Here is an 18,019-nt window from a genome sequence, read left to right as displayed (position 1 = left end):
TCAGTCCTGTCGTGGGCCGGGTATGTCGACCAGCTCGGCCAGGTGGGACCGATGAATACCACCCGTACCGAAGGCGATCTGGTCGGCTTTGGCCCGCTTGAGGTACAGGTGCGCGGGATGTTCCCAGGTCATACCCATACCACCGTGTAGCTGCACGGCTTCCTCGCCCGCGAAGACCGCGAGATCGCCGCAGAAGGCCTGGGCCACACCGGCCGCCACGACGGTGTCGGCGTCGTGCGCGGCGAGAGTGGCCGCGGCGTATCGAGCGGCCGCGTTGGCGGACTCGACCGCGGTGTAGAGATCGGCCAGCCGGTGCTTGATCGCCTGGAAGCCGCCGACCACCCGACCGAACTGGCGTCGCTCCTTCAAGTAGGCCACGGTCTCGTCGAGGCACCACCGGGCGATGCCGTATTGCTCCGAAGCCAGCAGGGCGGTGCCCGCCTCGAGCGCGCGACGCACCGCGACCTCTCCATCGGCGACGACCTGCTCGCCTGTGACGGCGTCGAAGGTGATGTCGGCCAGCTGCCGAGTCATGTCGAGCGAGATCACCGGGCTGATGTCGGCACGGTCGGCCGAAACGGCGTACACCGCAATGCCATCGGGCCCGCTGACCGGAACCAACAGGATGTCGGCCTCGAGCGCACCGGCCACGCTGGTGATGGTGCCGGTCAGGCCGTCGGGCCCCAACGACGCCGTGGGAAACACCCCGTACGCCGACGTGGACAACGGTGTCACGAGCGCGGCGGTCAACTCCCCCGCCGCCAGCTGACCGAGCAGCGGACCGTCGGTGTCGAGCAGCAGGGTGGTCGCCACTACCGCGCTGGTCAGGAACGGCACCGGCGCGACGAAGCGGCCGAGTTCCTCGAGCACCACCGCGGCTTCCCGGGCCGAGGCTCCCGCACCGCCGCGATCCTCGGGGACCAGCAGCCCGGCCAGACCGAGGTCGACGGCGATGCTCTTCCACAGGCTTGCGACCAACGATCGGTCACCGTCGTAGAGCGCGGTCACCGCGCCCGGAGCACACTGCGCGGCGAGCACAGCGCGCACGACATTGCGCAGGTCGTCCTCGACCTCGGTGTAGAGCAGGTCCAGCTCGGTCATCGAGCAACCTCGTTCCATGGTCGGTCCTTGTCGGTTCGTGACTCGGGTGGCAGGCCGAGAATCCGCTCGGACACGATGTTGCGCAGAATCTCGGACGTGCCGCCTTCGATCGAGTTGCCCTTGGCCCGCAGGTAGCGGTAGCCCGCGTCGCGGGCGTTGAAATCGACCCGGTCGGGCCGGACCATGGTCCAGTCCGAGTAGCGCAGGCCCTCCTCGCCGAGGATCTCCAGCTCCAGGCCGGACAGCTGCTGGGCGACCCGGGCGAAGGTCAGCTTCATCGCCGCCCCTTCCGGACCCGGCCTGCCCTGAGCCAGCTTCTGCCGCAGTCGCATACCGGTGATCCGGCCGACCTCGGCATCGACCCACAGCCGCAACAGCCGATCGTGCAATTCCGATCTGCGCCGGTCCGGATGCGCGCGCCAGGTGTCGGTGACCACGCCGACGATCCCGGCCTCGCGGTCACTGGCCCTGCCGCCGATCGCGACCCGCTCGGTATTGAGCGTCGCGTTGGCCACCCGCCATCCGTCACCCTCGCCACCGAGACGCTGGGCATCGGGAATCCGGACACCGGTGAGGAAGACTTCGTTGAACTCGGCCTCGCCGGTGATCTGACGCAGCGGCCGGACCTCCACGCCGGGATCGGTCATATCGCACAGGAAATACGTCATGCCGCGGTGTTTGGGCAGCCCGGTGTCGGTGCGGGCCAACAGGATCGCGAACTGCGCGAGGTGCGCCCCCGAGGTCCACACTTTCTGTCCGTCCACGACCCAGTCCTCGCCGTCGCGGACCGCGCGGGTGCTGACGTTGGCCAGGTCGGAGCCCGCGCCAGGCTCGCTGAAGAGCTGGCACCAGATTTCCTCGCCGGTCCACAGCGGCCGCAGGAAGCGCCGCTTCTGCTCGTCGGTCCCGTAGGCCAGGATCGTCGGCGCTGCCATGCCGAGCCCGATGCCATTGCCCTCGGGGTTGTTGTCGGGTGCGCCCGCCTGCGCGAAGGCACGGTCCACCTCGAGTTGCCGGGCAGGCGCCAGACCCAGCCCGCCGTGGCCGTGCGGGAAGTACACCCAGGCCAGTCCCGCGTCGTAGCGGGCGCGCAGGAACTCCAGGCGCTCGGTCGTGGCCGGATCATGGGCGGCGAGGAACTCCTCGATCGCCCGGGCCAGTTCGTCGACTGTCATCGTGCCTCCCGTTGACTGTGCGGCTCGCGGCCGGCTGGAGCGTTCTCGTCGGCCTCGAAACGTAGTGCGGCGAGGCCGGTTTCGAGCAGCGGTTCGACCGAGGCGCCGATGGTCTCGAATCCTTCGCCCACGGTCTGGCCGTGCAGGTAGCGGTAGTGCACCCCTTCGAGGATCGCGGCGAGCTTGTAGGCCGCCAGACCCAGGTAGAAGCCGAAGCGCGACATGTCGCGGTCGCTGCGCGCGGTGTAGCGCGCGATGATCTCGACTTCGGACAGGAACCCGGGCGCGACGGAGGCGTCGGCCACATTCGTGTTGCCCGAGGTCGCGGCGGCGAGGCGGCCGTAGACGACCATCAACGCCAGATCGGTGAGTGGGTCACCGAGCGTGGCCATTTCCCAATCGATGACGGCAGCGACACGGTCGTCGGCGTCGGTCAACACATTGTCGAGGCGGAAGTCGCCGTGCACGATCCCGACCGCTGACTCGGCGGGCACGTCGGCGGCAAGGCGCGCGTGGAGCTCGACGGCCGCGGGCAGGTCGCGGGTGTGCGAAGCGTCGAGCTGTTTGCGCCACCGGTTCACCTGGCGCGCGAGAAATCCCGTCGGGCGACCGAAGTCCGCCAGCCCGACCGCTACCGGATCGACAGCGTGCAACGCGGCCAGGGTGTCGATCAGACCGGTCGAAATCGCCCTGGTCCGTTCGGGTCCCAGCACCGCCAGCTCCGCGGCGTTGCGATACGGCGTGCCCTCGACGCGCTCCATCACATAGAACGGCGCGCCGAGAACGTCGGCGTCACCGCACAGCGCGTACATCTCGGGCACCGGGACCGCGGTCGGGTGCAGCGCCGCCATCACCCGGTATTCGCGCGCCATGTCGTGCGCGGTCGCCAGCACATGGCCCAGCGGCGGACGACGAACGATCCACCGCCGGGTGCCATCGGTGACCTCGTAGGTCAGGTTCGACCTCCCACCCGCGATCAGCCGACCGCTGATCGGCGAGTCGGCACCGGGGATCTCGGTCCGCAACCATGCGGAGAAGCGATCGAGATCGAGCCCGGGAAGTTCGGTCCGGAGCCCCATCACACCACCACGAGCGACACGGTCTCGACCACGCACACCGGCTTGTCGCCGCCCGCACGCTCGACGGTGACCTGTGCGGTGACCAGGTGTCCGCCACCACCGGGCTTCACCGAGAGCAACTCGACCCCGGCGCGAACCTTCGAGTCGACCGGCACCGGCGCCGGGAACCGAAGCTTGTTGGCGCCGTAGTTGACACCCATGCGGACGCCCTCGATCCGATAGACCTGCCCGACCAGATCCGGGACCAACGACAGCGTGAGATAGCCGTGGGCGATGGTGGTTCCGAACGGGCCGTCGGCCGCCTTCGCCGGATCGACGTGGATCCATTGGTGATCGCCGGTCGCGTCCGCGAAGGTGTCGATCTGGGCCTGGGCCACGGTGTGCCACTCGGAGTAGCCGAGATGGGTGCCGACAGCCTCGGTCAGTTCGTCGATGCCGTGGAAGGTCCTCATGCCTTCGGCCCGCCCGCGACGTAGAGCACCTGTCCGGAGACGAAACCGGCGCCCTCGCTGACGAAGAACGACACCGCGTGCGCGATATCGTCGGGCACGCCGGTGCGCGCCACGGGGATCTCGGCCGCGGCCCCGGCCTTGAAGTCCTCGAACGCGACACCGACGCGCGCCGCCGTTGCCGCGGTCATCTCGGTCTCGATGAAACCGGGCGCGATCGCGTTCGCGGTGACGCCGAACTTGCCGAGCTCGAAGGCGAGGGTCTTGGTGAATCCCTGCAGCCCGGCCTTGGCCGCGGCGTAGTTGGCCTGGCCTCGGTTGCCGAGCGCCGAGGTGCTCGACAGGTTGACGATGCGTCCGAAACCGGCCTTGGTCATGTGCTTCTGGACCGCCCGGGTCATCAGGAACGACCCGCGCAGGTGCACGTTCATGACGGTGTCCCAGTCGTCGGCGGTCATCTTGAAGATCAGGTTGTCGCGCAAGACGCCTGCGTTGTTGACCAGGACGGTGGGCGCGCCGAGATCGGCGGTGACCCGCTCGACAGCGGCGTCGACGGCGGCCTCGTCGGCGACGTCGGCGCCGATCGCGATCGCCCGGCCACCGGCGGCCTCGATCTGGTCGACCACGGGTTTGCCCGCTGCCTCGTCGAGATCGATGACGGCGACAGCGAATCCGTCCGCGGCCAGACGGCGGGCCACGGCCGCGCCGATTCCTCGGGCGGCACCGGTGACGATCGCGGTGTTGGTGGTACTCATGGGAGTCACTCCTGTGGGTTCGATGTGTGTTCGGTCGGGCGAGCGGATATCTCAGACGCCGCCGGTCAAGGTCACGCCGCCGTCGACGACCAGCAGCTGGCCGGTGATCCAGGCGGCGTCGGCGGAGAGCAGGAACGCGACCGCGCCCGCGATGTCCTCGGGCACTCCCAGCCGCTTCAGCGGGTAGGTCTCGGCGAGTTCCTGCTCGCGACCCTCGTAGAGCGCGGTGGCGAACTTCGTCTTCACCACGGCGGGCGCCACCGCGTTGACCCGGATGTTCGGGCCGAGCTCGACAGCCAATTCCTGGGTGATGTAGGTCAGCATCGCCTTGCTGGCACCGTAGAAGCCGATACCCGGCGCGGGCCGCACGCCGGCGACCGAGGAGACGTTGACGACCGCGCCGCCGTGCTCGCCCATCCACGCCTTGTGCGCCTGCTGCGCCCACGACAACGCCGCGAGACAGTTGACCTCGATGATCTTGCGGGCGGCCTGCAGATCCATCTCGATCATCGGCCCGTACACCGGATTGATTCCGGTGTTGTTCACCAGCAGATCGACGCTGCCGAACGTGGCGATCGCCCGACCGACCGCCTCCGCCTGGTGCTCGATGTCGTCGGCGCGGCCGGCTACCCCGAGCGCGTGCTCGGCGCCGCCCAACTGCTCGACCGCGTCGTCGAGCGCGTCCTGGGTGCGTGCGGTGATCACGACTTTCGCCCCGTCGGCCACCAGCCGCTCGGCGATGCCGAAGCCGATTCCCCGGCTCGCCCCGGTCACGATCGCGGTCTTGCCCGCGAATCGGCCGGTCACGACAGACGCTCCAGCACCATCGCCATGCCCTGGCCGCCGCCGACGCACATGGTCTCGAGGCCGAACTGCTTGTCGTGGTAGCGCAGTGAGTTGATCAGGGTGCTGGTGATCCGCGCGCCGGTCATGCCGAACGGGTGTCCCACCGCGATCGCGCCGCCATTGATATTGAGCTTGTCCTCGGGGATGCCGAGCTCGCGGGCCGAGCCGATCACCTGCACCGCGAAGGCCTCGTTGATCTCCACCAGGTCGATGTCGTCGACGGTGAGACCGGCGCGCAGCAGCGCCTTCTTCGACGCTTCGATCGGGCCCAAGCCCATGACCTCGGGCGACAGCGCCGAGACTCCGGTGCTGACGACCCGGGCCAACGGGGTGAGCCCGAGTTCCTTCGCTCGCGTGTCGGACATGATCACCAGGGCGGCCGCGCCGTCGTTGAGGGCGCAGCAGTTGCCTGCGGTGACGGTGCCGTCGGGACGGAACACCGGCTTCAGCGCCGAGACCGCTTCCAGGGTGACCCCCGCGCGCGGACCGTCGTCGGTGCTGACAACCGTGCCGTCGGGCAAGGTCACCGGGGTGATGTCAGTGGCCCAGAAGCCGTTGGCGATCGCCTTCTCCGCCAGGTTCTGCGACCGCACACCGAAGGCGTCCTGTTCCGCGCGGGTGATGCCGGTGAACTGGGCGACGTTCTCCGCGGTCTGCCCCATCGCGATGTACACGTCGGGCGCCAGGCCGTCGACGCGCGGATCACTCCAGGTAGAGCCGCCCGCGGCGCGGGTCTCGGTGCGAGCCACCGCGTCGGCGAAGTACGGATTCTGCGTGTCGGGCAGACCGTCGGCGTTGCCCTTGAAGTAGCGGCTCACGGTCTCGACACCGGCCGAGATGAAGACATCGCCCTCGCCGGCCTTGATCGCGTGCAGCGCCATCCGGGTGGTCTGCAGGCTCGACGAACAGTAGCGGTTGACCGTCGTCCCCGGGACGCCGTCGAGTCCGGCCAGTACCGAGACCACCCGGGCCATGTTGAAGCCCGACTCCCCCGCGGGCTGTCCGCAGCCGAGTACGAGGTCCTCGATCTCGGCGGGATCCAGCGCCGGTACCCGTGCCAAGGCCGCCTGGACCATCTGAACGGTCAGGTCATCGGGGCGCATGTCTTTGAGCGACCCCTTGCCCGCCCGGCCGATCGGGGAACGGGCGGCGGCGACGATCACGGCTTCCGGCATCGAATCTCCTCAATTAAGTAAGCGCTTGCTTAGTCAGCATGGTGCAACAGTCCCCCTGCGGCCGTCAATACGCGGATCCTTGTAATCCACGTCACACCACCTGGTCCGACGCACGCGATTCCGGGGCGAGATAATGACCCGGCGATGACCGACATGACAGAAGCCCGCTCCGACGCGACCCGCGCGCGTCTACTCGGCGCGGCCATCGCCGCGTTCGCCGAGAAGGGCTTCAACGGCACCACCACGCGCGATATCGCCGCGGCCGCGGGCCTAAGTCCCGCCGCGGTGTACGTGCATCACAAATCGAAGGAAGAGCTGCTCTATCTGATTTCGCGCGCCGGGCACGAGGAAACACTCGACCTCGTACTACAGGAGGTCGAGTCGTCCGACGAGCCGGCCATCGCGCTGCGAAATGTGGTGCACGCCTTCGCTGTTCACCATGCCAGAGGACACACCGGCGCCAGGATCGTGAACTACGAAATGTCGGCGCTCACCCCCGAGCACTACGCCGAGATCCTCGACATCCGCCACCGGATCGACCGGGAGATTCGCGGACTCGTCGAGCGTGGCGTCGCGGCGGGCGTCTTCGACACCGCGAGCCCGCGGATGGCGGCGGTCGCGCTGCTCTCGCTGGGCATCGATATCGCCCGCTGGTACCGCGACGAGGGCGAATGGAGCCCCGAGGACATCGCCGACGCCTACGCCGACATGGCGCTGCGTATCGTCGGGGCGCGCTGACCCGACACCCCGGTGAGCTGTCGCGAATCAGCGAATCAGCGATCCAGCGGGTTCAGCGCGATGGCGACCCGCATTCCCGAGCGCCAGAGCGTTGCCGCTGTCGAGCGCGGCCGGATGCGCGCCTCGCTGCGCATGGTCGCGGTGAACTCGGCGGCGAATCCCGCCCTACTGTGGCGGGCGTCGATGGCGGCGAGTTGACGCGAATCCAGTTGGTGGGCACGTAAACCCGTGACGTCCAGATGGGCGGCGTCGTGCAGCAACGCCGCTTCCGCCCCACGATCACGCGGTGTCGCCGGGTCCATGTGGCGTGCGATGGCAGTGTGGACGCACTCCCCCAACTCGGGTGTGGCGCCACGGTCGAGGACGAACGTGCGAGCGCGCCGTGCGCCGAGCAGCGCGAAACACCCCACCGCGGGGTCGGCCGGCTCCCCCACCGCAACGTCGTGCAGCACACAGGCGACATAGAGCGCCTCGGGATCGGGCCGTAGGTTGTCCACCTGCGCCAAGGCCATGCTGAATTCCCAGCATCGCAAACTGTGGGCGAGCAGTGCGGGCGTGAGTACCTGGGTGGCCTCGTCCAGGGCGGATCGACACAGTCTCGAATCCGGTGGCACCGGCGCCGCCCACCCCGGGCCGGCCGCCTCGCGCCGCAGCCCTCGGATCAGACGGGGCAACGACGTGGCCTGTATTCCCAATGCCGAACCGGCAGTGCGGATCTGCCGCATCGCACTCAATTCGCCGTCACGCCTCATGGTCATCTCCTACATGGGAAAGCAGATCGGCGCGGGCGATGGCGAGCATGGCCGCCAGGGTCGATTCGCCGACGATCCCGCGCTGGAACAGCGAGTACGCCCCGTTCACGGTGGCCCACGAAACCATCACCAGCGCATGGGGTTCGACGTCACAGTTCGCCAGTCGCACTGCGGTGGCGGAGGATTCGACCAAGCCGCCGAGCACGGCGTCGATGCGCACCTTCGCCTCGGTCGCCAGTTCGGATTCGCCGACGTCGATGTCGGTCAGCGCGAGGATTCGCAGCGCGAGCGGGTTCTCCCGATGGAAGGCGACGTAGCGGTCGCATACGGCGGCGACCTCGCCGCGCGGGGTCGATGCAGCGCCGATCGGCGCGGACATCGCCGCCGCGTGCAGGGTCGCGATCCGCCAGGCCAGCGCGGCGTACACGTCGGCCTTGCCCTCGCGAAAGTTGGCGTAGATCGAGCTCACCGCCACGTCGGCCTCGGCGGCGAGCATGTCGATGGTGGTGCCGCGGTAGCCCTCTCGAAGGAACAGGACCTGCGCGGCGTCGAGCACCGCGGTGTGGGTCCGGCGTTTGCGTCGGTCGACAGGGGGTTCCAACGTCATAGCAAATACCGTAATCTGGTTCCGATATCGTAGTCAACTTCCGATAGGACTCTCGATGACTCTCTCCCCGCAGCTTCCCCGCACCGGCAGCGAAGCCATGGCCCTGTTCCTGCCCCAATCCCCCTTCGTCCGGCACATGGGCATCGAACTCGTCGACATCGAGGAGGGCTCGGCTCGCCTCCGGATGCCCTTCCGCGAAGAACTCGTCACGGTCGGCGACATGGTCCACGGCGGCGCCCTCGCAGGCTGCATCGACATCGGCATCATGGCCGCAGCCTGGGCCGGCGCCCGGCGCCCCGAGCAATTGCGCGGGGTGACCGTCTCGATGTCCATCGATTTCATCCAGCCGGCCAACGCCGAAAGCGTCGACATCATCGGCACCCGCCTGCGCGCCGGGCGCCACCTCAGCACCTGCCGGGTCGACATCGTCGCCACCGACGGCGGTCGTCTCATCGCCGCGGGGGCGGGCACGTACAAAGTGGGCTGAAACCACCGGCCGGCGGGCCTAACCTCGACAGCATGGAGTTCCGCAAGACAGCGTTCCTCGTCGCGCCCGCCCTCGCTTCGGTACTGCTGTGCGCGTGTTCTCCGGGCGAGGAAGCCGAACGGTCGAGCACCCCGTCCCACTCCGCCGCGCAGGATTCCCCCGTCACCGATCAACTCGACGCGCCGTGGTCGATCGCCTTCCTCGGCCCCACCGCGTTGGTGAGCGAGCGGGACAGCGGTCGCATCGTCGAAATCGGTACCGACGGAACACAACACGAGGTGGGCACCGTCGACGATGTCGAGGCCTCGGGCGAAGGCGGCCTCCTCGGCATCGCCGTGCGTGGGGCGCAGTTGTTCGCCTACTACACCGCCGACGACGACAACCGCATCGAACGATTCGACCTCACCGGAGGGCCGGGCAACCTCGCGCTCGGCGGCGGCACCACCATCCTCACCGGGCTGCCCGCCGCGGCCAACCACAACGGCGGCCGGATCGCCTTCGGTCCCGACGGGATGCTGTATGCCACCGTCGGCGACGCGGGCAACCGGCCCGCCGCCCAGGATCGCGCGGCCCTCGCCGGAAAGATCCTGCGCATGACACCGGAGGGGCAGGCCCCTGCCGACAACCCCGTCGCGGGCTCACTCGTCTACAGCTACGGCCACCGGAACCCGCAGGGCATCACCTGGGCGGCGGACGGCAGGATGTTCGCCAGTGAATTCGGCCAGAACACCTGGGACGAACTCAATCTCATCGAACCCGGCGGCAATTACGGCTGGCCCGAGGTCGAAGGCATCGCAGGCCGAACCGGTTTCATCGACCCTCTGCAACAGTGGAAACCATCCGAGGCCAGCCCGAGCGGGATGACGAATGTCGGCGGGTCGCTCTACATCGCGAATCTGCGCGGCGAGCGACTGCGTCGAATCCCGCTCGACGACCTCACCCGGTCGACCGAGTATCTGGTCGGCGACTACGGGCGCCTGCGCGACATCACCGTCGCCCCGGACGGATCGCTGTGGGTGCTGACCAACAACACCGATGGTCGCGGCGAACCCGCCGCCGGTGACGACCGCATCATCCGCCTCGAGCCGATTGCGTTCACCGCTCCGGATGCAACACCAACACGGTGATCTCACTGGGCGCGAACACCCGCATCGGCGGACCCCAATAGCCGGTGCCGCGACTGGTGTAGAGCTGGGTGTCGTTCGCGTGCCTGCTCAGGCCCGCGACCACCGGCTGGTCGAGCCGGACCAGGTAGTGGAACGGCCAGATCTGACCGCCGTGTGTGTGCCCGGAGATCTGTAGTTCCACCCCGGCCGCGGAGCTGTCGGCGACCTGTTTGGGCTGGTGGGCCAGCAGGACGACCGGCAACTCGGGGTCGGTGCCCGCGAGCGCGGCGGACAGGTCGGGACCGTGGCCGGGCACATCGGCGGTGGGGTCGTCGATTCCGGCGACGACCAACCGGTCACCGTCGCGCTCGACGGTGCGGTGCGCGTTGTGCAGCGGCTGCCAGCCGATCGAGGCCATGTAGTCGATCCAGCTCTGGGCATCGTCGAGGTACTCGTGATTGCCGGTGATGTAGAACCGGCCGAGCGGTGCCTCGACGCGCGCGAGCGGGGCGACCTGATCGGCCCGCTTCGCCACCGAACCGTCGACGAGATCCCCGGCGAGACCCACGATGTCGGGCCGCTGCGCGTTGACGACGTCGACCACGTCTCGCGACCACTGCTCCCGGTCGATCGCGGCGAAGTGGGTGTCGGTGAGCACCACGACGCGCAGCCCGTCGAGCCCCTCGGCCAGGCCCGGGATCGCGACGTCGACGGTACGCACCTGCGGCACCCGCCGCGCCTCGTACACCCCGTACCCGGTGAGCACCACCGAGACCACCACGACGGCGAGCGCCACACCCCGACCTGCGCGCAGCCGATCGACCCCGGCGACGCGCAGCGCGCCCCGCACGATCGAACCGATCACCGACCAGACGAACACCACCCACAACACCCCGAGCAAGACGTCACCGACAATCGCCGCGGGATCGAACTGCGGCGGCCCGTGTCCGAGGAACAGCGCGACGAGCAGACACAGATACCCGACCACACAGGCCGCGGTGCCGACCCGGAACAGAGTCCCGCTACGCCCCGTCGGCGCGGCAACGAGGGTCCACCACGGGACCGCGAACATCGCCGCCGGAACCAGCAGGACCACTATCACCAGCACCACCGAGGTCACGAGATCCCGTCCTGAACAAGGCCGCCCCCGGTCGGGCCGCACCACATCAGATCATCTCAGGTCACTGTCGACCCGAACGCTACCCATGCCCCCATGCCCCTTAAAGCAAGAGCACTGCTCTTTCTTTAACGAGCCGATTGTGTGACCATCGAACTCGATAAAGAGCACCGCTCTCGAAACAGGGCGGCGCACCGCAAAGGAGTGTCATGTCCGTTCCCTCGCTCGCATCGCGTCCCGACAACCGCGCCCGCCGGGGCGCCTTTGCCTTCGCACTCGCGGGCATCCTGTTCGTGATCTATGAGGCCGCCGCCCCGCGCGTTGCCGACCAGACCACGCTCGACAGCGCCGAGTCGTGGACAAGCCTGGTCTGGTCCCTGGCACATATCGCCGCGATCGCCGGGCTCGTCCTCATCCCGCTCGGATACGGCGCACTGCGCGATCGGCTCCGAGGCACGCCCCACGAGAGCACGGCCGCCGCGGCCGCGACGATCGGCTACATCGGATCCGCCCTGACGATCTCGTACTACGGCGCGGAGGTGTACGGCCTCAAAGCAATAGGACAGCGAGCGGTCGCCGACCAGGACGCCACGCTGACCGAGGTCGGCAATGCCTTCCGGTACGACCCGACCGCGATGAGCGTCTTCGCGATCGGCCTCGTCCTGATCGCGGTCGCGGCGGTACTGGCCGCGGTGGCGGTGTGGCGTTCGGGCACTCTGCAGCGCTGGAGCGCCGTCCCGCTCGCGGTACTACTGGCAACGATGCTGCCGCAGTACTTCCTGCCCCACCCCGGCCGAATCGCCTGGGGCGCAATGGTGGCGGTCGCGGCCATGTGGCTCACCGCCGAGATGGCGCAGGACCGCACCCCCACCGCGCGGGTCGAAACTACCCACCGGCCACGATCCGCAGCATGATGGTGGAATGGCCGAGATGATGAATGCATGCGCGCACTGCTGATACTGATCGTCGTGCTGATGATCGCACTGGTCGTCGGTGATCGAGTCGGAGTCGTCATGGCGCAGAACGAGATCGGACGCCAGATCGCCGCCGAGTACGGCCTCGCGCACCGACCCGAGGTCGAAATCGGCGGCTTTCCGTTCCTGACCCAGGCAGTGGACGGCACCTATCACGACATCGATATCCGGATCGGCGACTGGAGTGGGTACGACATCTCCGTCCACCACCTCGATGTCGCACTGGCCGATGTCTCCGCACCGCTGACCGACGTGCTCAACAACCGCAGCTCGAACCTCGTCGCGGCCACGGCGACCGCGACCGCCGTGGTCCCCTACGACGTCGTGCTGGGTTTCGCGCCGTCGCAAGTGGATTCGATCTCCGACAGCCCAGACGGACTACGCGTCACCGGCAGGTTCCCGGTGGCGGGCATCTCGGTCCCGGCAACAGTGTTCGTCACCGTCGCACCGACCGAGGCCGGCATCGAGGTCACCCCGGTCTCGGTCCAGTCCGCGGCAGGCGGTCCGACGATCTCCCTTGCCCTGATTCGCCAGTCCCTGACCTTCGTCGTGCCGCTTCAGGAATTGCCACTCGGCGCGCGCTTGACCGCGATCCAACCGGGCGCGGACGGCCTTCACGTCACCGCCGTAGCGCATGACGTTCGGCTCGACAGCCTGCCGTGAGAATCTCGTAGCGCCCCTTCGTCAGTGCCGATCGGTATCGGTGAAGGTGATCCGGACGGAGATCGGCGCGCTCTGCAGCGCCCGGAAGGTGGCGGCGGTCAAGCCGGCGAAAGCGGGATGCGACGCGAAGGTGCGCGCCCGAGCGTCGACATCGTCGTCGGGCACCAACTGCGCGGTACCGGCGCGCCAGGCGCCCCCTTGCCGAATGCGCACCCGCGGGTCGGCGGTGATGTTGGCGGTCCACCCCGAGCGGGTGCCGTGCTGGGAGATCACCCACGCGCCGGACTCGTCGAAGGCCGCCGCGATCGGGACCTGACGCAGTGTGCCGCTCTTGCGTCCGATCGTTTCCAATTCGGTGGCGAGCGCGGTATCTATTCCCAGGCGGCGCAGCGCGCGCACGGTCGGGTTGGCGACGTAGCGACCCACGCCGCGCTCGACGAGAAACTTGCGCCGGGCGCGCTGGTCGATCTGCTCGGTCATCGTTGTCGGCCTCTCTGTTGCGGGGTGCGGTGAACCGTCAGAGTTCGAGAAGTTTGACGAGGTTGGTACCGGCGTCATCGAGCGGTTGCAGGGATTTCGTGCTTCGGCACTGGATGATCGCGCCTTCGATCGTGCTGATGATGACGCTGCCGATCGAGGCGGCCGCGGCCGAGTCCATCCCCGTCGACCTCAGGAAATCGGCCAGCCGACTTGTCCAGTCGCCGAACACCGTGGCCGACGCTTCTTGCACGGTCGGTGAGTCGCTGCCGCTCTGTGCGGCGGCCACGATCGGACATCCGGCGGTGAACGACGAAGTCTCGAGTATCTGCTTCCAGACTTCCACGAGTCCGACGACAACCTCCGCCGGTGACGACGACGCGGCGATCAGCGCCTCGATCATCGCGGTGATCTGCTGCCCGGCGTGCAGAGTCGCCTGCTCCATGAGCTCGCTCTTGCCGCCGGGGAAGTGCAGATATATCGAACCTCGGGCGGTCTTGCTGTGGGCGAGCAGGTCGGTCAGCCCGGTCGCCGCGACTCCGTGTTCGCGCATCATGAGAATCGCGCTGCGGATGAGGCGTTCTCGTGGTCCCGCTACCGGGTTCATCGGCACCTCTTTCGCCATAGACCGATCAGTTCATCATACGGTATCGTCATCGTCGATAGAACGATCGGTCTATCGAGAGAGGGCACGATGACCACCACCACACACCACCCCGAAACGCCGGATTTCGCGACCATGAGCGGCCTCGACCTGCTCCGCGCGGCTGCCGCGATGCCCGATCGAGTAGGAATCGGCTCGCTGCTCGGGATGACGATCGAGGAACTCGAGTTCGGCCGGGTGTCGTTCAGCCTCGTCACCCGACCCGATTTCGCGAACCCCCTCGGCACCACCCACGGCGGCATCTGCGCGACCTTGCTGGACTCGGTGATGGGTTGCGCGATTCATTCCGCGCTGGAGGCCGGGGTCGGTTACGGCACGTTGGAGCTGAAGGTCAACTACATCCGATCCGTGCCGATCCACGGCCGCTGGCTCAACGCCACCGGCTCGACGCTGCACGTCGGCCGCACCACGGCGACAGCGGAAGGCAAGGTGCTCGACGAAGCGGGCAAACTCGTCGCCCACGCCACCACCACCTGCATCATCCATCGCTGACGGGAGAAGTCGATGCCGGTCGAGGAGGCTCACGTGACCAACGACAGCGGGGAATGGCAGGCCAGTGCGTGCATTCTGTGTGAGAACAACTGCGGAATAACCGTCAAGGTCGAAGGACGGCGGTTCGCGAAGATCCGCGGCGACAAGGCCCATCCCGGGTCCGCCGGGTACACCTGCAACAAAGCGTTGCGGCTGGACCATTATCAAAACGGCGGCACCCGGATCACCTCACCGCTGCGCCGCGAGAACGACGGCACCTACACCGAGATCAGCTGGGATGTCGCGATCACCGAGATCGCCGAACGGCTGCGCGCGGTGCGCGACACCCACGGTGGGGAATCGATCTTCTTCTACGGTGGCGGCGGACAGGGCAACCATCTGGGTGGCGCGTACAGCAGCGCGTTGCTGCGTGCGGTCGGCGGACGCTATCGCTCCAACGCGCTCGCCCAGGAAAAACTCGGCGAGGCCTGGGTCGACGCCCATCTGACCGGCGGACACACTCACGGCGACTTCGAACACGCGCAGGTCAGCGTGTTCGTCGGTAAGAATCCGTGGCAGTCGCACGGCGTTTCGCGTGCCCGCACCGTGCTCCAGAACATCGCCAAGGACCCCGCGCGCACCATGATCGTGCTCGACCCGGTGCGCACCGAGACCGCCGATATGGCCGACATCCACCTGCAGATCAGACCGGGCACCGACGCTTGGTGCCTGGCCGCGATCCTCGGCGTGATCGTCCAGCAGGATCTCCTCGACCACGAGTTCCTGGCAGCGCACACGACCGGGGCCCAGCCGGTGCTCGCCGCCCTGCGCACCATCGATGTCGACGCGTATGCCCACCTGAGCGGCGTCGATCCCGCATCGGTCCGCAGGGCCGCGCAGGTGATCGGGACCGCGGAGAGTGTGTCGACCTACGAGGACCTGGGTGTGCAGCAGAGCCCGAACAGCACCCTGGTGTCGTATCTGAACAAGCTGACCTGGTTGCTCACCGGAAACTTCGCCGCCCGCGGCGCCATGCAGATGCACTCCTGGGTCGTCCCGCTGATCAACTACTCGGTGAAGCTGAAGACCACGCCGGTGACCGGGGTGCCGATGCCCGGCGGTCTCGTGCCCGCCAATGTCATCGCCGAGGAGATTCTCACCGACCATCCGAAGCGGTTCCGCGCGATGATCGTCGAATCCTCGAACCCGGCGCATTCGCTGGCGGATTCGCAGCGCTTCCGCGAGGCGTTCGATTCCCTCGAACTCAGCGTCGTGATCGACGTCGCGATGACCGAGACCGCTCGTCGCGCCCACTATGTTCTTCCGGCGGCGAGTCAGTTCGAGAAGTGGGAAGCGACCTTCTTCAACCTCGAATTCCCGATCAACACCTTCCAGCTGCGTGCCCCGCTGCTCGAGCCGCTGCCCGGGACGTTGGCCGAGCCGGAAATCTATGCCCGACTCATCCGCGAGCTCGGGGCCGCCCGCCCGCTGGCCTTGTCGGTGCTCAAAGGCGCGTTGCGCTTCGGCCGCACAGTCTATGGTCTGACGTTTCTCGCGCTGCTCGCACTCGACAAGAAGGCCGCGGGCATGGCCCCCTTCCTGCTGCACGAAACGCTCGGCCCGACCCTGCCGGGCGGCGCGCGGTCAGCGGCAGTGCTGTGGGCGCTGGCCCAGCGCGTCGCGCATCGGCATCGGAAATCCATGCGCCGTGCCGGCCACGCGAACGCCGAGGCACTGTTCACCGCGATGCTCACCGAACGATCCGGCGTCGCGGTGACCGTCGACGAACTCGACGGCGGCTGCTGGACCTACGTGCCCGCACGCAATCTGCCGATCAACCTGACCATCACACCCCTGCTCGAATCCCTGCGAGGTCTCGACCGCGGGGAATGGGCGCACACCAGCGACGAATACCCCTTCGTGCTCTCCGCGGGCGAGCGCCGCGCGTTCACCGCGAACACGATCTTCCGTGACGACAGTTGGCGGCGCCGCGACGCCACCGGCGCACTGCGTATCAGCCCTGCCGACGCCGAGCGCCTCGGATTGACCGACGGCGGTCGAGCGCTGATCACCACCAACCGCGGCTCCGCGATCACGACAGTGGAACTCAACGACCGAATGCAGAACGGCCACATCTCCCTCCCCAACGGTCTCGGGCTCGACCTCCCCGGAACCGACCAGCGCACCGGTGTGGCGCCCAACGACCTCACCGATCTGCGACGGCGCGACGAGTACTCCGCCACCCCCTGGCACAAACACGTACCCGCCCGGGTCGAACCGCTCCCGACAGCCTGACCCGGGCCCTTTTCACTGATTACGTTGTGGCGCTTCGGCATTCGAGTGGCGCAGCGGGGCGCCGACGCGGTGCAGGTGCGTCAGTGCCTCGCGGTAGGAGCTGACGAGTCCGGTTTCGTGGTACGGCACGCCGATCTCGGCGCAGTAGTCGCGGACGATCACCTGGGCGTGGCGCAGGTTCGGCGTCGGCATACTCGGGAACAGGTGGTGTTCGATCTGGTAGTTGAGTCCGCCGAGGGCGAGATCGGTCACCGCGCCACCGCGCACATTGCGGGAGGTCAGGACCTGGCGACGGAGGTAGTCGGGGCGGTCGTCACCGGTCAAGGTCGGCATGCCCTTGTGATTCGGGGCGAAGATGCAGCCCATGTACAGGCCGAAAAGGCCCTGGTGGACGGCGAGGAACACGAGCGCTTTGTCGGCGGGCAGCACCGCGAACACCGCGGTCAGGTAGAGGGCGAAGTGGGCCAACAGCAGCGCACCTTCCCATCCGCGGTGTTTGACCGACCGATTGCGCAGCGCGCGGACGCCGGCCACATGAAGGTTCAGACCCTCGAGCAGCAACAGAGGAAAGAACAGGAACGCCTGGGCCCGTCCGATGAGCCGGGGCAGACCGCGGCTGGACCGGGCCTGCTGCTGTGACCAGACCAGAATGTCGGGCGCGACATCGGGGTCGAGTTCCTCGTGGTTCGGATTGGCGTGGTGCCGGGTGTGCTTGTCCTGCCACCAGCCGTAGCCCAGGCCGATGCCCGCGTTGCCGACGAGTCTTCCCACGAGCTCGGTCGGCTGTCGTAGCCGGAAGACTTGACGGTGTGCGACATCGTGCATCACGAGCGCGACCTGCGCGAACGTCACGGCCATGAACGCCGCGACCAGCAGCGTCCACCACGAATCGCCGACGAGGACGAACGCCGCCCACCCGCCGACGAACGCGATCCCGACGAGGCCGAGCCGCACGGCGTAGTAGCCAGGACGTCGGTCCATCAGCCCTGCCTCGGAGATTCGGCGGAGCAGGCGGGCGTAGTCGCCGTCGGCGCCGCGCCGCGGTGATCGTGGAGAAGACTCCGGGGCAAGAGCAGGTTTGGTCATGA

19 protein-coding genes and 1 pseudogene are annotated in these 18,019 nt (G+C 68.0%); 7 read left to right on the top strand and 13 right to left on the bottom strand.

Translation table 11 applies throughout. The annotated features are described in order from the left end of the window. From QX204_RS11070 to QX204_RS11040, 7 genes are read right to left on the bottom strand one after another with little or no spacing between them, the layout of a single operon-like run. Window positions 1-1,101, bottom strand: coding sequence for an acyl-CoA dehydrogenase family protein (locus QX204_RS11070; protein ID WP_301906584.1), 1,101 nt, complete (start codon window positions 1,099-1,101; stop codon window positions 1-3). Then, window positions 1,098-2,276 carry an acyl-CoA dehydrogenase family protein gene (locus tag QX204_RS11065; protein ID WP_301906583.1) on the bottom strand — a complete coding sequence of 393 codons (1,179 nt, stop codon included), beginning with the start codon at window positions 2,274-2,276 and terminating at the stop codon, window positions 1,098-1,100. Before QX204_RS11065 ends, QX204_RS11070 begins: the two co-directional genes overlap by 4 nt. After that, the gene (locus tag QX204_RS11060; RefSeq protein ID WP_301906582.1) at window positions 2,273-3,355 is read right to left on the bottom strand and encodes a phosphotransferase family protein; all 1,083 of its coding nucleotides are present in this window, start codon (window positions 3,353-3,355) and stop codon (window positions 2,273-2,275) included. Before QX204_RS11060 ends, QX204_RS11065 begins: the two co-directional genes overlap by 4 nt. Further along, window positions 3,355-3,807: a MaoC family dehydratase gene (locus QX204_RS11055; protein ID WP_301906581.1), complete on the bottom strand. Its 453-nt coding sequence runs from the start codon at window positions 3,805-3,807 to the stop codon at window positions 3,355-3,357. Before QX204_RS11055 ends, QX204_RS11060 begins: the two co-directional genes overlap by 1 nt. After that, window positions 3,804-4,559 carry a 3-oxoacyl-ACP reductase FabG gene (fabG, locus tag QX204_RS11050; protein WP_301906580.1) on the bottom strand — a complete coding sequence of 252 codons (756 nt, stop codon included), beginning with the start codon at window positions 4,557-4,559 and terminating at the stop codon, window positions 3,804-3,806. Before fabG ends, QX204_RS11055 begins: the two co-directional genes overlap by 4 nt. A 51-nt stretch (window positions 4,560-4,610) precedes the next feature. Further along, entirely contained in the window at window positions 4,611-5,366 is a 756-nt protein-coding gene (locus tag QX204_RS11045; RefSeq protein ID WP_301906578.1) for an SDR family oxidoreductase, read from the bottom strand. Further along, window positions 5,363-6,580, bottom strand: coding sequence for an acetyl-CoA C-acetyltransferase (locus QX204_RS11040; protein ID WP_301906577.1), 1,218 nt, complete (start codon window positions 6,578-6,580; stop codon window positions 5,363-5,365). Before QX204_RS11040 ends, QX204_RS11045 begins: the two co-directional genes overlap by 4 nt. 144 nt (window positions 6,581-6,724) lie before the next feature. Between QX204_RS11040 and QX204_RS11035 the strand changes: the two genes are divergently transcribed. Further along, the gene (locus QX204_RS11035) at window positions 6,725-7,318 is read left to right on the top strand and encodes a TetR/AcrR family transcriptional regulator (protein ID WP_301906576.1); all 594 of its coding nucleotides are present in this window, start codon (window positions 6,725-6,727) and stop codon (window positions 7,316-7,318) included. Window positions 7,319-7,353: 35 nt separating this feature from the next. On the opposite strand, the gene QX204_RS11030 is transcribed toward QX204_RS11035, so the two are convergent. Both QX204_RS11030 and QX204_RS11025 read right to left on the bottom strand, forming a co-directional pair. Next, a complete protein-coding gene (locus QX204_RS11030; RefSeq protein WP_301906575.1) occupies window positions 7,354-8,070 on the bottom strand; it encodes an HD domain-containing protein in 717 nt (238 codons plus the stop codon). Next, window positions 8,060-8,677 (bottom strand): TetR/AcrR family transcriptional regulator, encoded by a 618-nt coding sequence (locus tag QX204_RS11025; RefSeq protein ID WP_301906574.1) that lies wholly within the window; start codon window positions 8,675-8,677, stop codon window positions 8,060-8,062. Before QX204_RS11025 ends, QX204_RS11030 begins: the two co-directional genes overlap by 11 nt. 55 nt (window positions 8,678-8,732) lie before the next feature. On the opposite strand from QX204_RS11025, the gene QX204_RS11020 reads away from it, so the two are divergent. Then, window positions 8,733-9,164, top strand: coding sequence for a PaaI family thioesterase (locus QX204_RS11020; RefSeq protein ID WP_301906573.1), 432 nt, complete (start codon window positions 8,733-8,735; stop codon window positions 9,162-9,164). A 32-nt stretch (window positions 9,165-9,196) separates the two neighbouring features. Further along, a complete protein-coding gene (locus tag QX204_RS11015) occupies window positions 9,197-10,291 on the top strand; it encodes a PQQ-dependent sugar dehydrogenase (RefSeq protein ID WP_301906572.1) in 1,095 nt (364 codons plus the stop codon). On the opposite strand, the gene QX204_RS11010 is transcribed toward QX204_RS11015, so the two are convergent. Continuing rightward, the gene (locus QX204_RS11010) at window positions 10,260-11,390 is read right to left on the bottom strand and encodes a metallophosphoesterase (protein ID WP_301906571.1); all 1,131 of its coding nucleotides are present in this window, start codon (window positions 11,388-11,390) and stop codon (window positions 10,260-10,262) included. The genes QX204_RS11015 and QX204_RS11010 overlap by 32 nt on opposite strands. 206 nt (window positions 11,391-11,596) lie before the next feature. Between QX204_RS11010 and QX204_RS11005 the strand changes: the two genes are divergently transcribed. Beyond that, entirely contained in the window at window positions 11,597-12,301 is a 705-nt protein-coding gene (locus QX204_RS11005) for a hypothetical protein (RefSeq protein ID WP_301906570.1), read from the top strand. Between the two features lie 27 nt (window positions 12,302-12,328). Next, on the top strand, window positions 12,329-13,024 hold the full coding sequence (locus QX204_RS11000) for an LmeA family phospholipid-binding protein (protein ID WP_301906569.1): 696 nt from the start codon (window positions 12,329-12,331) through the stop codon (window positions 13,022-13,024). A 21-nt stretch (window positions 13,025-13,045) separates the two neighbouring features. On the opposite strand, the pseudogene QX204_RS10995 reads toward QX204_RS11000, so the two are convergent. Further along, window positions 13,046-13,489 (bottom strand): annotated as a pseudogene (locus tag QX204_RS10995) (nitroreductase family deazaflavin-dependent oxidoreductase); the annotation flags it as partial. Between the two features lie 52 nt (window positions 13,490-13,541). Then, window positions 13,542-14,108, bottom strand: a complete 567-nt coding sequence (locus tag QX204_RS10990) for a TetR/AcrR family transcriptional regulator (RefSeq protein WP_301906568.1) — start codon at window positions 14,106-14,108, stop codon at window positions 13,542-13,544. An 87-nt stretch (window positions 14,109-14,195) separates the two neighbouring features. Between QX204_RS10990 and QX204_RS10985 the strand changes: the two genes are divergently transcribed. After that, the gene (locus QX204_RS10985) at window positions 14,196-14,657 is read left to right on the top strand and encodes a PaaI family thioesterase (protein ID WP_301906567.1); all 462 of its coding nucleotides are present in this window, start codon (window positions 14,196-14,198) and stop codon (window positions 14,655-14,657) included. 33 nt (window positions 14,658-14,690) lie between these two features. Continuing rightward, on the top strand, window positions 14,691-16,931 hold the full coding sequence (locus QX204_RS10980; RefSeq protein WP_301906565.1) for a molybdopterin-dependent oxidoreductase: 2,241 nt from the start codon (window positions 14,691-14,693) through the stop codon (window positions 16,929-16,931). 12 nt (window positions 16,932-16,943) lie between these two features. On the opposite strand, the gene QX204_RS10975 is transcribed toward QX204_RS10980, so the two are convergent. Beyond that, complete coding sequence (locus QX204_RS10975) at window positions 16,944-18,017, bottom strand: fatty acid desaturase family protein (RefSeq protein WP_301906563.1); 1,074 nt, start codon at window positions 18,015-18,017, stop codon at window positions 16,944-16,946. Between the last annotated feature and the right edge of the window lie 2 nt (window positions 18,018-18,019).

This window comes from Nocardia sp. PE-7 (genome assembly GCF_030486425.1).
GTDB lineage: Bacteria > Actinomycetota > Actinomycetes > Mycobacteriales > Mycobacteriaceae > Nocardia > Nocardia salmonicida_A.
The sequence above is the reverse complement of the archived record's forward strand: the minus strand, read 5'-3'. Positions and strand labels throughout refer to the sequence as shown.

What these genes read in the sequence shown, in the direction of transcription:
- QX204_RS11025 (WP_301906574.1), bottom strand. Translation starts at nt 8,677, where the DNA reads ATGACGTTGGAACCCCCTGTCGACCGACGCAAACGCCGGACCCACACC.
- QX204_RS11020 (WP_301906573.1), top strand. Translation starts at nt 8,733, where the DNA reads ATGACTCTCTCCCCGCAGCTTCCCCGCACCGGCAGCGAAGCCATGGCC.
- QX204_RS11005 (WP_301906570.1), top strand. Translation starts at nt 11,597, where the DNA reads ATGTCCGTTCCCTCGCTCGCATCGCGTCCCGACAACCGCGCCCGCCGG.
- QX204_RS10985 (WP_301906567.1), top strand. Translation starts at nt 14,196, where the DNA reads ATGACCACCACCACACACCACCCCGAAACGCCGGATTTCGCGACCATG.
- QX204_RS11065 (WP_301906583.1), bottom strand. Translation starts at nt 2,276, where the DNA reads ATGACAGTCGACGAACTGGCCCGGGCGATCGAGGAGTTCCTCGCCGCC.
- QX204_RS11055 (WP_301906581.1), bottom strand. Translation starts at nt 3,807, where the DNA reads ATGAGGACCTTCCACGGCATCGACGAACTGACCGAGGCTGTCGGCACC.
- QX204_RS10990 (WP_301906568.1), bottom strand. Translation starts at nt 14,108, where the DNA reads ATGAACCCGGTAGCGGGACCACGAGAACGCCTCATCCGCAGCGCGATT.
- QX204_RS11000 (WP_301906569.1), top strand. Translation starts at nt 12,329, where the DNA reads ATGCGCGCACTGCTGATACTGATCGTCGTGCTGATGATCGCACTGGTC.
- QX204_RS11040 (WP_301906577.1), bottom strand. Translation starts at nt 6,580, where the DNA reads ATGCCGGAAGCCGTGATCGTCGCCGCCGCCCGTTCCCCGATCGGCCGG.
- QX204_RS11060 (WP_301906582.1), bottom strand. Translation starts at nt 3,355, where the DNA reads ATGGGGCTCCGGACCGAACTTCCCGGGCTCGATCTCGATCGCTTCTCC.
- QX204_RS11030 (WP_301906575.1), bottom strand. Translation starts at nt 8,070, where the DNA reads ATGAGGCGTGACGGCGAATTGAGTGCGATGCGGCAGATCCGCACTGCC.
- QX204_RS10975 (WP_301906563.1), bottom strand. Translation starts at nt 18,017, where the DNA reads ATGACCAAACCTGCTCTTGCCCCGGAGTCTTCTCCACGATCACCGCGG.
- fabG (WP_301906580.1), bottom strand. Translation starts at nt 4,559, where the DNA reads ATGAGTACCACCAACACCGCGATCGTCACCGGTGCCGCCCGAGGAATC.
- QX204_RS11070 (WP_301906584.1), bottom strand. Translation starts at nt 1,101, where the DNA reads ATGACCGAGCTGGACCTGCTCTACACCGAGGTCGAGGACGACCTGCGC.
- QX204_RS11035 (WP_301906576.1), top strand. Translation starts at nt 6,725, where the DNA reads ATGACCGACATGACAGAAGCCCGCTCCGACGCGACCCGCGCGCGTCTA.
- QX204_RS11015 (WP_301906572.1), top strand. Translation starts at nt 9,197, where the DNA reads ATGGAGTTCCGCAAGACAGCGTTCCTCGTCGCGCCCGCCCTCGCTTCG.